We start from the raw sequence: 14421 nt of genomic DNA on the forward strand, positions 1-14421 counted from the left end.
TTCCACATTGAGAAGAAAGGAAAAAGGAGGGCTTCGACAAGCTCAGCCCGAACGGGAAGAGGGCGTGTCTGGTGGTCGAAGGTCATGACCTGCGCTTCGACAGGGCCTTCGACTTCGCTCAGGAGAGCCTCAGCCCGAAAGGGTGGAGGGGCGCATGACTTTCGACCAGCCCTTCGACTTCGCTCAGTTTCAGCCCGAACGGATCGAGGGGGCAGGGGCCTGATCAACATGGCCTGACCAATGGCCCGCGCGCGAGCGCGGGCCATGGGCTTACATGCGGAAGGTGAGGCTGCCGAGGAAGGTGCGGCCGTTCTTGTAGAAGGCCGAGGGGCGGTCGCGAGTGCCGCTATACTGGAGGTAGGTCTCGTCGAGCAGGTTCTGCGCGTTGACGGTCAGGGTGACATTGTCGTTGACCTTGAACGCCGCCGACAGATCGAGCTGGTGGTAGGGGGCGACCATCTCCTGCGAGCCGAGGCGGCCGATCGTGCGGAAGTAGGAAGAGCGGTAATTGTAGCTCAGCCGCGCCTGGAACGGGCCCTTCTCGAAATAGGGGATGATGTTGACGCTGTGCTTCGAGAGATAGGGCAGGTTGAGAATCTCGGTGGTGTCGAGATCGGTCGAGGTGCTGCTGTCCTGATAGGCGTAATTGGCCTGGATGCCGAAGCCGCCCCAGATCTCGGCCTGACCGTTGAGCAGGATGCCGTTGACCTTGGCCTTGCCGCCGTTGATCGGCTGCGAGACGCTGTAGCGGTTTTCGAGCCGGCCGGTGAGCGAGTTGAACAGGGTCACCCCCTCGCGGCGCGTGGTGATGATGTAGTTCGAAATATCGCGGCGATAGAGCTCGACCGACAGCAGCGCGCCGGGGCGCGGATAATATTCGGCGGTGACTTCGTAATTGGTGGATTCGTAGGGCTTGAGATTGGGGTTGCCGCCGCCGGCATCGAAGGTGATGTCGTTCTGGGTGATCGACGCCGCCAGATCCTGGTAGCGCGGCCGCGAGATCACCTTGGCGACGGCACCGCGGACGATCAGCTTCGGATTGATCTCGTAGGCGAGGTTGAGCGTCGGCAGGAACTTCAGATAATCGGTGCTGGTCGTGGTCGGCACCGGCCGCGGATTGGGATCGGCCGGAGTCGGCAGGGTCAGCGCGTAGAAGGACTCGTCCCTGGTGTAGACGAGGCGGCCGCCGATATTGCCGCGCAGGCCGCCCCGTTCGAAGTCGAACTGAACATAGCTAGCCGCCACCCGCTCCTTGACCCGGGTCGAGGCACCGATCTTGTCGGCGAGCGGCGAGTTGATCGCGTTAGCCAGGATGTCGATCACCGATTGCTCGGGCAGGTTGAGATATTGGGTGGCGCTGCCGCTGGCGCCGGTACCGCTGAACACGCCGCCGGGGGTGGCGAGCGTCTCGACGCCGAGCTGCGAGCCGAGCAGGGACTGCTGCAGGTAGGTGTTGACGCCGCGTGCATCGACCCGGTTGACGTGATCGGTGTAGCGAACGCCGGTGCGGAACTGGGTGAAGAAGCCGCCGATCGGCACCACCGCGTCGAAGCCGCCGAAGGCATCGCGATCGGTGGTGACGCTGTAATCGAGGCCGCCGATCTGGGCCGCCACCAGAGGCACGCCGCCCACAAGCACCGGGCTGCCCTCGATCGTCGCCGGATTGTTGTTGGGGTTGGTGAAGTAATTGGCCGGATCGGTGAGATCGCCGGTGAAATTGACTTCGGCTGAATTGGGCGTGATCGAATAGCTGAACGGCAGCCGGGTCTGGACGTTGAACAGATATTCGGGATTGCGGCCGCCGGTGGCCTTGCTCCAGCCGGCGGCGACCGAGAAGGTGGCGCCGCCCTCGCCCTCCCAATCGGCGTAGAGATTGACGTTGTCGGTCTTGAGCTTGGTGTGGCGGACGAGCGTGTCGAGCTGGGCGCTCTGGCCGTTGGCGGCGGCGAAGCTGGCGTCGGTGACGACGCCGTTGGCGATCGTCGCCGACTGGAGCACGTCGCCGGTCCAGGCGCCCGGGATGGTGTACATCGACTGGCTGTAATTGTTGTAATTGCCGTCGATGTGGAGGCCCTGCAGCGTGAGGGTCAGTTCGCTGGTCGGCTTGGCCTGGAGAGTGGCGGCGATGCTCGCGCGCTCGCGCTTCTGCTGAAAATAAGCGTAGTTGATGCCGAAGGGCGAGGCGGCCTTGTCGAGATCGGCAACGGTACCGCCGGTGATCACCGCATTGGGATTCTTGAGCACGCGCTCGCCGGCGGCGTTGGTGGTGAGGAACGGACTGCCCGTTCCGTTGGCATTGTCGTAGCCGAAGAATTCGACTCCCGAGCGCACCATCTGCTGCTTGTCGTAAGTGCCGGCGATCAGGAAGCCGAGCGTTTCGGCCTCGTTGCGCCAGCTGTAGAGGCCGGAGCCGCGGACGCTGCCTTTCTCGGCGCGATCATTGTAGGAATAGCCGGCGGAGGCGAAGACGGAGTTTGCGTCGAGCTCGAGCGGGCGGCGCGTGCGGACGATGACGGTGCCGCCGAGGCTCCCTTCCTCGATACGGGCTTCCGGCGACTTGTAGACCTCGAGCCGGTCGACGAGTTCCGGCGCGAGCAGGGAATAGTTGAATGTGCGGCTGCTCGGATCGTTGTCGTTGCCGCCCCAGTCGGCCGACGCGAGCCCGTGACCGTCGAGCAGCATGCGGTTGAGCGCGGGATCGGTGCCGAGGATCGCGACCTTCTCGCCTTCCCCGAAGCGGCGATCGATCGAGACGCCGGGGATGTGAGACAGCGACTCGGCGACGTTGCGGTCGGGGAACTTGCCGATGTCCTCGGCCGAAATCGCGTCGACGACGGCATTGGCGTTGCGCTTGATGGCAATCGACTGGCGCAGCGAGCCCGCATAGCCGGTGACGACGATCTCCTCCTCGCCGGTGCCGGTGCCGGTATCAGTCGCCGCGTCGGTTTCGTCGGTGGGTGCTTCCGCCGGTAGTTGGGCATTGGCCACGCCGGCAACGCCGACCAGAGCCGAAGAGAGTAGAATGATGTGACGCAGACGCATAAGCCGACCTTCCCTGAACACACGCGAAGGCGCGCTGCCGACCGGCGACACGCACGACGCGAACGCGCGGCGCTTAGGGCGACGGTTACGGATAGTATACGATTTGAATGAACCGATGCGCCGAGGCGAGGCATCGCGCTGCTGAGTTGCGGAACAAGATTATTCGGGCATCGACGATCCGCCTTCCAGAAACGCCTTCATGCATTGCAGTCCGGCGCCCATCATCGGATCGATCCGCGCGGCGAAGGCGGCGGGCAGCACGTCGGCGGTCCAGGTGACGCGCGATCCGCCAGGCGCTGCGAAGATCTGCAATGCGCCATTGTGGTGCTCGACGCCGAGCACGCTCCACACCAGCCGGCGGCGTTCGTCATCGATCGAGACGATCACCTCGTCCGCGACGGTGCCGCTCGCGAAGGTGACCCGGCGAGTCGGTGTGACGGTGTCGGCGAGCATCTGGGTGTCCGTTACGAAAGCAGGTACCAGCCGGGTGTGGAGCGCGCCGACATCGCGCGCGGCCTCCCAGACCGCCGCGGGTCGGCGAGCGATGGTGATCTCGTGATGGACTGTCGGCATCTGTTGTCTCCTCAGGTCGAGAGCGGAGAATAGCGGGAGAGGGTGACCTGGGCTGGCCGAAATCGGACCTGGTCAAAGCCGTGCCGGTGACCCCGGATCGCCGGGAGCGTAGAAGAGCTTCATGGCCCCGCCCGCCCACAGCCTTCCGGACCTGAGCTTCGAGCAATGCGAGCGTGTCCGCTACGCCCGCGATCCGGCTTATGATGGCCGGTTGTTCATCGGCGTGACCTCGACCCGCATCTATTGCCGGCCGATCTGCCCGGTGCGCCAACCGCTCAGCCGAAACGTCGTCTACCTACCCAGCGCAGCGGCAGCGGAAGCGGCGGGCTTTCGCCCGTGCCTGCGCTGCCGTCCTGAGACGGCGCCGCACTCGCCGGCCTGGAACGGGGCGCGGGCGACGGTCGGGCGGGCTCTGCGGCTGATCGAGGAGGGCGCCCTCGACGGCGAGCAGACCAGGGTCGAGCAGCTTGCCGAGCGGCTCGGCATCGGTGCCCGCCATCTCGCGCGCCTGTTCCGCCGCTATCTCCAGACCACGCCGACGGCTGCGGCACGGACAGCCCGGGTGCAGCGGGCGAAACGGCTGATCGACGGTTCCGATCTGCCGATGACGGAGATCGCGCACCGCGCCGGCTTCAACAGCCTGCGCGCCTTCAACACCGCGATGCTGGCCGTCTATCGGATGCCGCCGAGCCGGTTGCGACGGGCGCGAGGAACCGGGAACGCTGCATCGACCTCGTCAGGCCGTCCGCCCGGAATCGGGCGGACGGCTGAGGATCAGGCGAGGGCGAGCTCGACCTCGATATTGCCGCGCACCGCCTTGGAATAGGGGCAGATCAGATCGGCGGCTTCGATCAGTTCCTGGGCGGTCTCTCGATCCAGCCCGGGGACGCTGATGTCGAGCCGGGCGCGCAGGAAGAAGCCGTCGGCGCCCTGCAGCAGATCGAGTTCGGCATCGACTTCCGGAGTCTCGGGAAGGCGGATCTTGCGCTGGCCGGCAGCGACTCCGAGCGCACCGAGGAAGCAGGCGGACCAGGCGGCGGCGAACAGATGCTCCGCGGCGGGGTGCGGTGCCGGCAGCGGGAGATCCAGCGTGCCGTCGGTGCTGCGCGCGCTGCCGTTGCTGCCGCCGACGACGTGGGCGCCACCGGTGAAGAGGATCTTGTCAGTCATGTCCTAGTCCTTTCGCGAGAGAAGTATCGTGTCCGTTTCAATCGGATGCGATGTAATTAGGTTGGCGGTTGATGCTCGTCAACCCCTTCCGATTCAATCGCATGCGATTTATATCGGCGTTGAAAGAAGAGGTGATCATGCCCAAGACTGCCGCCAAGAGGCCCGACGACGACCCCGGCTCCGGGACGCCGCCGACGCGGGGCGCCGAGATCCGGAGCCTGTCCAACTTCCTGTGCTTCGCGGTCTATTCGGCGAACCTCGCCTTCGGTCGCGCCTACAAGCCGGTGCTCGATCCGCTGGGCCTCACCTACACCCAGTATATCGCGCTGGTCGCGCTCGCGCAGGAGGACAACCAGACGGTGAGCACGCTCGGCGAGAAGCTGTTCCTCGAATCGAACACGCTCACTCCTATCCTCAAGAAGCTGGAGAGCCTCGGCTTTCTCGAGCGCCGCCGCGATCCCGCCGACGAGCGGCAGGTGCGGATGCGCCTGACGCTCGCCGGGCGGCAACTGCTCGAAAGCGATCCGGGACTGGCCGTCGCCGAGGCGGCCGACCTCGGCGAGGAGCTGGGCGAGCTGCAGCAGGCGGTCGCGGCTCTCCGGGACAAGCTGCTCCGCGTGGGCAAGGCGGCGCGTTAGCCGCAGGGGCGATGCTGCACTGCCGCAAGAATGCGCGCCGGCGCCGAAGCCTTCGGGAACCGGCAGGCATCGTCCGCCGTTCCGACGCCTGATCCCGCCGCCGTCCTGGCGCGTGGGCAGTCGCGTGCCAGTCTCAGTCTCGTGAAGGAATGCCCTTGAACCGCCTGCCGGACCGCCTGGAAAGCGGTTCTCCCTATCCGCTCGGGGCCACGTTCGACGGCCTCGGCGTCAATTTCGCCGTCTTCTCCGCCCATGCCGACGCGATCGAGCTTTGCCTGTTCGATCCCTCGGGCAAGCGCGAGGTCGCCCGCTACCCGCTGCCGGAAGTGACCGACGAAGTGTTCCACGGCTACCTGCCGGAGGCACGGCCGGGCCTGCTCTACGGCTACCGCGCCACCGGCCCTTACGCGCCTGAGCAGGGACACCGTTTCAACCCCAACAAATTGCTGCTCGATCCTTACGCCCGCCGCCTCCATGGCCAGGTCCGCTGGACCGACGCGCTTCACGGTTACCGGGTGCGCTCGCGCAAAGCGGACCTCTCGTTCGACACGCGCGACAGCGCGCCTGCGATGCCGAAAGGCGTGGTCACCGCCGACGTGTTCGACTGGAGCGGCGACGTCCGGCCGAACACGCCCTGGTCGAAGACCGTGATCTACGAAGCCCATGTCCGCGGCCTCACCCGGCTGATGGAGGAGGTGCCGCCGGAGGAACGCGGCACCTTCGCCGCACTCGCCCATCCGCGGGTGATCGAGCATCTGAAGCGGCTCGGCGTCACCGCGCTCGAGCTGATGCCGATCCACGCCTTCGTCAAGGATCGCTTCCTGGTCGAAAAGGGGCTGACCAATTACTGGGGCTACAACACCCTGTCCTTCTTCGCGCCGGAGCCGCTTTACGGCGCCCGAGGCCAGAGCGTGGAGGCGAGCCACGACGATCTGCGGATCGCCATCCGCCGGCTGCACGCCGCCGGCATCGAGGTGATCCTGGACGTCGTCTACAACCATACCTGCGAGGGCAGCGAACTCGGCCAGACGATGAGCCTGCGCGGGCTCGACAACGCCTCATATTACCGGCTGCAGGCCGACAATCCGCGTTACTGCGTCAACGACACCGGCACCGGCAACACGCTCAATTTCGGCAAGGCCAGAGTCGTCCAGCTCGTCGCGGATTCGCTGCGTTACTGGGCGGAGAGCTTCCGAGTCGACGGCTTCCGCTTTGATCTCGGCGCCACGCTCGGCCGCGACGGTCCCGATGGCGGCTTCGATCCCGGTGCCTCGCTGTTCGATGTCGTCCGCCAAGATCCGGTGCTGGGACGGTTGAAGCTGATCTCGGAGCCGTGGGACATCGGGCCCGGCGGCTATCAGCTCGGCAACCATCCGCCGGGCTTTGCCGAGTGGAACGACAAGTACCGCGATTCCGTCCGCCGCTTCTGGAAAGGCGACGGCGGCCTTCGTCCTGAATTTGCAGCGCGGATCGCGGGCTCCGGCGATCTGTTCGACCGCCGCGCCCGCCGTCCCTGGGCGAGCGTCAATTTCCTCGCCAGCCATGACGGCTACACCCTGCACGATCTGGTCAGCTACGAGCAGCGCCACAACGAGGCCAATGGGGAGGACAACCGGGACGGCCATTCGGACAATATGAGCTGCAACTGGGGCGCGGAGGGCGAGACCGACGACCCCAACATCAATGCCATCCGCGGCCGGGTGCGGCGATCGATGCTGGTCACCCTCTTATGCTCGCTCGGCACGCCGATGCTGCTCGCCGGCGATGAATTCGGGCGCAGCCAGAACGGCAACAACAATGCCTATGCCCAGGACAACGAGATCAGCTGGATCGATTGGGCACAGGCGCGCTCGAAGGCGGGCGAAGAGCTGACCGACTTCGTCGCCCGGCTGATCGCACTCCGTGACCGGTACGAACTGATCCGCAGCGGCCGCTTCCTCTACGGCCAGGAGCAGGTCGCTGACGGGCTGCCCGACATCGAGTGGTTCGACGAGGCCGGCAATCGCCTCAGCCCCGAGGACTGGCAGAATCCGGAAGGGCGGGCGCTGGTGATGCGGCGGGCGCGCAAGACTGCCGATGGCGGCATCGAGACGGTCGACCTGCTCGTCAACGGCAGCCATGTGCCGCTGACCTTCACCCTCGCCGGGCCGGCGCTGCAGCGGCGGCTGGTGGTCGACAGCGCCGATCCCGCCGGCGAAGAGCGCGACCTTGCGGAGGGCGAGGCGATCGAGGTTGCCGACCGCGGCGCCGTGGTGGTGGTCGGGTGGGGCGGGGCGTGATGTATGTCCCGGCCCTCGTTCTTCCCCTCCCTTCCAGGGAGGGGTTGGGGGTGGGTGAGCCACGGGGCGGCTCGATGCCGCCTCGTGGCTCGGCTGTCGGCGAGCGTCCTCAGCCCCGTCGAGGGGCTTCGGCCGCAACCCACCCCCAGCCCCTCCCTGAGAGGGAGGGGAAACCTATGTTCAAGAGGGTGAGGCGGCTGTGACCACCTTCGTCCAACCCAAAACCTGGGGCGCCACCCTGCGTCCTGACGGGCGCGCGCGCTTCCGGCTTTGGGCGCCCGGCATAAACGCGGTTTCGCTCGAGATCGAGGGGCGTGACCCAATTCCCATGGCCCGGGAGGCGGGCGGCTGGTTCGCCATCGAAGCGCCCGCTGCCCCGGGCAGCGCCTACAAATACCGAATCTCCACCGACCTCGCCGTGCCCGATCCCGCTTCGCGGGCCCAGGCCGGCGATGTCCATGACGCGAGCCTCGTCGTCGACCCCACAGCCTACACCTGGCGCGTGCCCGGCTGGAGCGGGCGGCCCTGGGAAGAGGTGGTGCTCTACGAGCTTCATGCCGGCCTGCTCGGCGGCTTTCGCGGCGTCGCCGAGCGGCTGCCGGAGATCGCAGCTCTCGGCGTCACCGCGATCGAACTGATGCCGATCGGCGACTTTTCCGGGACGCGCAACTGGGGCTATGACGGCGTGCTGCCTTATGCGCCCGATGCCGCGCTCGGCACGCCCGACGACTTGAAGGCGATGGTCGACCGCGCCCACGAACTCGGCCTGATGGTGTTCCTCGATGTCGTCTACAATCACTTCGGACCGGAGGGGAATTATCTCGGCGCCTATGCCGCGGATTTCTTCCGCCAGGACGTGCACACGCCTTGGGGCGGTGCGGTCGACGTGCGTCAGGAGGCGGTTGCCCGCTTCTTCATCGACAATGCGTTGATGTGGCTCAACGAGTACCGCTTCGACGGGCTTCGCTTCGACGCCGTCCACGCGATCGGCGATCCTGAGTTCCTCGATCGCATGGCGGGAGAGATACGGGCGGCGGTGGAGCCGGAGCGGCACGTCCACCTGGTGCTCGAGAACGAGAGCAACGACGCGGCCCGGCTTCGCGCCGGCGGCTATGACGCGCAATGGAACGACGATTTCCACAACGTCCTCCACGTGCTGCTGACCGGCGAGCGCGACGCCTATTACGCCCATTTCGCGGAGTGGCCTGCCGAGCGTCTCGCCCGCTGCCTCGCCGAAGGCTTCGTCTATCAGGGCGAGGATTTCGACGGCCATACCCGCGGCGTGCCGTCCGGACATCTCTCCCCGACCCGCTTCGTGCCCTTCCTCCAGAATCACGACCAGATCGGCAATCGTGCGCTCGGCGAGCGGCTGACGTTGCTGACCGATCCCGCGAAGCTGCGCGCGGCCACCGGCCTGTTGCTGCTCGCGCCGCAGATCCCGCTCCTGTTCATGGGCGACGAGGTGGGATCGACCACGCCCTTCCTGTTCTTCACGGACTTCCACGACCAGCTTGCCGATGCGGTGCGGGAGGGGCGGCGCAAGGAGTTCGCAAAATTCCCGGCCTTCGCCGATCCGGAAGCGCGGGCGAAGATCCCCGATCCGAACGCGCGCTCGACCTTCGAGGCGTCGCGGCCGCAGCCGGGGGCCGACGCCGAGGCGTGGCGAACCCTGTATCGCGAGCTGCTGACGCTGCGGCGGGAGCGGATCGTGCCCGGCCTTGCGGTAGCGCGGAGCGAAGGCGCCGAGGCGATCGGCGACAAGGCGGTGGTGGCGCGGTGGCGGCTTGGGACGGGGCTGCTGACGGTGGCGCTGAATTTGGGCGATGAGGCGGTGGCCGTGACGGCGCCGGAGACTGCGCCGCTCACTACGATCGGTGCAGGACCGGTGGATGGGCAGCTCGCCGGAGCGAGCTTCGTCGCGTGGCTGGAGGTTTGATGGCTGCGACTGCCAAGCCCCCGGCATGGTCCGAGAAAGCGTCGCATGGTGGGGTTAGCCGTGAGGCGGCTCAGCGCCTGTCCAGAGCGACGCCGCAAGCGGCGTCGAAGGGCCGCCGAGGGGCTCGGGGCGTCTTCACCCCCATCGAGGGGGTTCAGCCGCAACCCACCCCTTTCCCCTCCCTTGAAAGGGAGGGGCGGTTGTTCAATCGAGAGTTTGCACATGACTGATCAAGCCCTTCACGCCCTTGCCGATGCGGCTGGATTGCTCGTCGACTGGGAGGATGCGGACGGCAATCCGCAGACGGTGACCGACGCCAATCTGCGGACCATCCTGGCCGCGCTTGGCCATGGCTGCGATACCCCGGTGGCCTGCAAGGAGTCGATCGAGGCGTTGGCGCACGCACATGCGGCCAATTTCGTCACCGCCGATGTCGGCGCCCCGGTGAGGCTGCCCGGCGTTCACGGCAAGGTTCGGCTGCGTCTCGAGAGCGGCGCGGTGCGGGAGGTGGACACCGGTGCCGATGGCGTGCTCCCGGCGATCGACGAGCCCGGCTATCATGGCGTCGAGCATCACCACGGATCGCTGGTCGTCGCGGTGGCGCCGGCGCGCTGTGCGCCTTTGCCGGCCGGCGAGGGCGGGCGGCGGCCATGGGGCGCTTCGGTGCAGATCTATGCCTTGCGCGGCGAACATCCGACCGCGTTCGGCGATTTCGGGGCGCTGGCCGAATTCGGCTGGGCGGCGGCGGAGCGCGGCATGGACGCGCTCGCGATCAGCCCGGTTCATGCGCTCTTTACCGCCGATCCGGGCCGCTACAGCCCCTATTCGCCGTCGAGCCGCGAATATCTCAATCCGTTGTTCATCGATCCGGCGCTGATCGGCATCGAGCAGGATTGCGGCGGCCCCGGCAAGGGCGACCTGGTCGACTGGGCGGAGGCGTGGCCGTGCCGAATGCAGGCGCTGCGACGCTTCCACGACGATTTCTTCGCCGATCCCGACCGGGACGAGAGCCACTTTCGCGCGTTCGTCGAGATCGGCGGCGAACGCCTGCGACAGCATGCCTTGTTCGAGGCGCTGCACGGCTTCTTCTTCCGCACCCAGGGCGCCGGCGGCTGGCAGGAGTGGCCGGCGGACTATCAGGATCCAAACAGCGACGCGGTGGCCAGATTCGCCAAGGCCAACGTCGACGAGATCCGCTTCCACAGCTTCCTGCAATGGCTTGCGGATGCGTCGCTCGGCGGCGCGCACGGCATGGCGCGGGCGCGCGGCATGGCGATCGGCCTCGTCGCCGATCTCGCCGTCGGGCTCGATCCCGGCGGCAGCCACGCCTGGGGCCGTCGCGGTGAGCTGCTCACCGGCCTCGGCATCGGCGCGCCGCCCGACGCGTTCCAGGCCGCGGGCCAGAATTGGGGCCTGACCAGCTTCTCGCCCGAGGGTCTCAAGCGGACCGGCTTCGCCCCGTTCATCCGCATGCTGCGCGCGGCGATGCGCCATGCCGGTGCGATCCGGATCGACCATGCACTGGGCCTCCGCCGCCTCTGGCTGGTGCCTGAAGGCGCTTCGCCCATGGACGGCGCCTATCTCCAGATGCCGGAAGAGGATCTGCTCCGCCTGATCGCGCTCGAATCGCAGCGCGCCGGGGTGGCGGTGATCGGCGAGGATCTCGGCGTCGTTCCTCCGGGCTTCCGGGACGCGATCGCCGCCCGCGGCATTTCCGGGATGCGGGTGCTGCCGTTCGAGCGCGACAAGGACGGTGCATTCCGTCCGAACGCGGCCTGGGAGCGCGGCGCCGTGGCGATGACCAGTACCCACGATCTGGTGCCGGTCGCCGGCTGGTGGCGCGAACGCGACCTCGACTGGCGGACCAGACTGACGAGTGACGACATGGCCGCCGCGCGCGCGCACCGCGCCGAGGAGCGATCCGCCCTCTGGCAGGCATTCGCCGCCGCCAAGATCACCAAGGGCAAGGTCCCGGCCGCTGACGCGCCGGAAACCGCGCTCGAGGCCGCCCTGGCCTTCACAGCAGCCGCGCCGTGCGACCTCGCTCTGTTTCCGGCCGAGGATCTGCTCGGCATCGAGGAGGCGCCGAACCTGCCCGGCACGATCGACGAACATCCCAATTGGCGCCGGCGGCTGCCGGGAACGGCGGAGGCGCTGCTCTCCGAGACCGAAACGGCCCGCCGCATCGCCCTGATCAACGAGGCACGTGCCCAGTGACGCCCCGCGCCACCTACCGGATCCAGTTCCACAAGGACTTCACCTTCGCCGACGCGCTCGGTCTGGTCGACTATTTCGCCGATCTCGGCATCAGCCATCTCTACGCGTCGCCGATCGCGACGGCGCGGGCCGGCTCGACCCATGGCTACGATGTCGTCGACCCGACCCGGATCAATCCCGAACTCGGCGGGGAGGAGGCGTTCCGTACCCTCGCGGCGGCGCTGCGGGAGCGCGGGCTCGGCATCATCCTCGACATCGTTCCCAATCACATGGCGGTCGGCGGCTCCGACAACGACTGGTGGCTGGACGTGCTCGAAAAAGGGGCGGAGAGCCCTTATGCCCGCTATTTCGACATCGACTGGGCGCCGGCCGACCCCGAGCTCGATGGCAAGGTGCTCGCGCCCTTCCTCGGCGGGCCCTATGAGGAAGTGCTCGCCAGCGGCGACCTCGTGCTCGATTACGAGCCGGACAAGAGGCGCCTGTCGGTGCTCGCCTACGGCACTCATCGATTCCCGATCCGCCGCGACGATTATCCCGCCTTGCTCGCCGAAGCGGGTGCCGAGCGCCTGACCGAGGCCGTGGCCGAGGAATTGAAATCGCTCTACGACCCGCTGCGCGACGCCGGCCGCGAGCGGCTCCATGCGCTGCTCGACCGCCAGCTCCATCGCCTTGCCTGGTGGCGGGTCGCCGGCGACGAGATCAACTGGCGGCGCTTCTTCGAGATCACCGAGCTTGCCGGCTTGCGGGTCGAGGATCCGGCGGTGTTCGACGCGGTGCACGCCTTGCCGCTGCGCCTCTACGCCGAAGGACTGATCGACGGCGTCCGGGTCGACCATGTCGACGGCCTTGCCGATCCCACCGATTATTGCCGGCGCCTGCGCGCGGCGCTCGAGATCGCCGCCGCATCGCGGCCGGTCGATGCTCCGGCCGGTCCGGCCTATCTGGTCGTCGAGAAGATCCTGGCCGAGGGAGAGCGGCTGCCGCGCGAATGGGGCACCGACGGCACCAGCGGCTATGATTATATGAACGAGGCTGCCGCCCTGCTCCATGATCCCGCCGGCGAGGCGCCGCTTTCCGCCTTCTGGGAAGAGCTGAGCGGGCGCCCCGCGAATTTCGCGGTGGAGGAGAAAGCGGCGCGGCTCGAGATCCTCAGCCGCAGCTTCTCCGGCCAGCTCGATGCTGCCGTCGCGGCCTTCCACGCGGTTGCGCGGTCGGACGTCGTCACCCGCGACGTTTCGGCCGGCGCGCTCCGGCGTGGGCTGACCGCCTTGTTGTCGGTGTTCCCGGCCTATCGTACCTATGGCACGGGCGACGGCGCGGTGGAGACCGATGCGACCATCCGGGCAAGCGCTGCGGAACGTGCAAAGGTGGAGATCGGCACGGCCGAGGCACCGGTGATCGATCTGCTTGTCGGCTGGCTGGCAGGCGAGGGACCTGGCGACATCGCGCTCAGGCGTGAGGCGGTGCGCCGCTTCCAGCAGCTCTCCGCGCCGGTGTCGGCCAAAGCGGTCGAGGATACTGCTTTCTATCGCTACGGCCGTTTGCTCTCGCGCACCGACGTCGGCTTCGATCCGGCCCGCTTCGCCGCCACGCCGGAGCATTTCGCCCGCGCCGCGGTCGAACGGCTGGAAACCTTTCCGCACGCATTGCTCGCCACCGCCACCCACGATCACAAGAGGGGCGAGGACGTTCGTGCGCGGCTGGCGGTGCTGAGCGAAGTGCCGGAGCGCTGGATCGAAACGGCGCGGCGCTGGCTGGCGCGCGTGCCCGAAGGGATCGACGCGGGCGATTGCTACCAGATGTTCCAGACCCTGGTCGGCGCCTGGCCGCTCGGGTCGGCCGAGGCGGATTTCGCCGACCGTGTCGTCGCCTGGCAGACCAAGGCTTTGCGCGAAGCCAAATTGCGGTCGTCGTGGACGCATCCGGACGAAGCCTATGAGCAAGCCTGCGAGGCCTTCGTTCGCGAGCTTCTTGCCGGCGACTTCGCCGCCGAGCTTCGAGCGTTCGTGGGCGAGATCGAAGCGGCGGGGGCGGTCAACGGAATCGTCCAGGCGGTGCTGCGCTGTACGGTGACGGGCGTTCCCGATTGCTATCAGGGCACCGAACATTGGGATTTCAGCCTCGTCGACCCCGACAACCGCCGTCCGGTCGACTTTGCGGCGCGGATCGCCACCCTTGCCGGCGACGGACGCGACTGGCGCTCGGGTGCGCTCAAGCAACAGGCGATTGCGGAGGCGCTGCGGCTGCGTCGGGAAAAGCCGGCGCTGTTTGCCGAGGGCCGGTTCGAGCGTGTCGCGGTGACCGGCGCCCGGGCCGATCACGTCTTCGCTTTCCTGCGCAGCCATGGCAGCGATCGGCTGCTGGTCGCGGTGCCGCTACGGGTCGGCGCGGTTCTGCATGGCGCCGACGCGCCCGTCTTCCCTGCGCAATATTGGAGCGATACGGAGGTCGTGGTGCCCGGCGGTGAGGCTTTGCCGGCGGCGGAGTTGTTCGAGGCGGCGCCTTATGCGCTGCGCTGGGTTTGAGGGGGCGACCGCTCAAGTCGCACCTCTGCGCCGGAGAGCTA

General features: G+C 67.5%; 9 protein-coding genes. 6 read left to right on the top strand and 3 right to left on the bottom strand.

The annotated features are described in order from the left end of the window. Positions 1 to 270 precede the first annotated feature (270 nt). On the bottom strand, positions 271 to 3042 hold the full coding sequence (locus ETR14_RS14555; protein ID WP_129385675.1) for a TonB-dependent receptor: 2772 nt from the start codon (positions 3040 to 3042) through the stop codon (positions 271 to 273). 159 nt (positions 3043 to 3201) lie between these two features. Continuing rightward, the gene (locus ETR14_RS14560; RefSeq protein WP_129385677.1) at positions 3202 to 3615 is read right to left on the bottom strand and encodes an SRPBCC family protein; all 414 of its coding nucleotides are present in this window, start codon (positions 3613 to 3615) and stop codon (positions 3202 to 3204) included. A 121-nt stretch (positions 3616 to 3736) separates the two neighbouring features. Here ETR14_RS14560 and ETR14_RS14565 point away from each other — a divergent pair, with 121 nt between their 5' ends. After that, positions 3737 to 4441: an Ada metal-binding domain-containing protein gene (locus ETR14_RS14565; RefSeq protein WP_129385679.1), complete on the top strand. Its 705-nt coding sequence runs from the start codon at positions 3737 to 3739 to the stop codon at positions 4439 to 4441. Here the strand turns inward: ETR14_RS14565 and ETR14_RS14570 are convergent. Next, entirely contained in the window at positions 4390 to 4785 is a 396-nt protein-coding gene (locus ETR14_RS14570) for an Ohr family peroxiredoxin (protein WP_129385681.1), read from the bottom strand. The genes ETR14_RS14565 and ETR14_RS14570 overlap by 52 nt on opposite strands. 71 nt (positions 4786 to 4856) lie before the next feature. Here ETR14_RS14570 and ETR14_RS14575 point away from each other — a divergent pair, with 71 nt between their 5' ends. The 5 genes from ETR14_RS14575 to treY all read left to right on the top strand — a co-directional run bounded on the left by ETR14_RS14575 (position 4857) and on the right by treY (position 14380). After that, positions 4857 to 5423 (top strand): MarR family winged helix-turn-helix transcriptional regulator, encoded by a 567-nt coding sequence (locus ETR14_RS14575; RefSeq protein WP_371416677.1) that lies wholly within the window; start codon positions 4857 to 4859, stop codon positions 5421 to 5423. Positions 5424 to 5572: 149 nt separating this feature from the next. Continuing rightward, positions 5573 to 7702, top strand: a complete 2130-nt coding sequence (gene glgX, locus ETR14_RS14580; protein WP_129385683.1) for a glycogen debranching protein GlgX — start codon at positions 5573 to 5575, stop codon at positions 7700 to 7702. 199 nt (positions 7703 to 7901) lie between these two features. Beyond that, positions 7902 to 9638, top strand: coding sequence for a malto-oligosyltrehalose trehalohydrolase (treZ, locus tag ETR14_RS14585; protein WP_129385685.1), 1737 nt, complete (start codon positions 7902 to 7904; stop codon positions 9636 to 9638). Positions 9639 to 9860: 222 nt separating this feature from the next. Then, positions 9861 to 11855, top strand: coding sequence for a 4-alpha-glucanotransferase (gene malQ, locus ETR14_RS14590; protein WP_129385687.1), 1995 nt, complete (start codon positions 9861 to 9863; stop codon positions 11853 to 11855). Next, the gene (gene treY / locus ETR14_RS14595) at positions 11852 to 14380 is read left to right on the top strand and encodes a malto-oligosyltrehalose synthase (protein WP_129385689.1); all 2529 of its coding nucleotides are present in this window, start codon (positions 11852 to 11854) and stop codon (positions 14378 to 14380) included. The genes malQ and treY overlap by 4 nt, the downstream gene beginning before the upstream one ends. The last annotated feature ends 41 nt before the right edge of the window (positions 14381 to 14421 follow it).

Source organism: Sphingosinicella sp. BN140058 (genome assembly GCF_004135585.1).
Taxonomy (GTDB): Bacteria; Pseudomonadota; Alphaproteobacteria; order Sphingomonadales; family Sphingomonadaceae; genus Allosphingosinicella.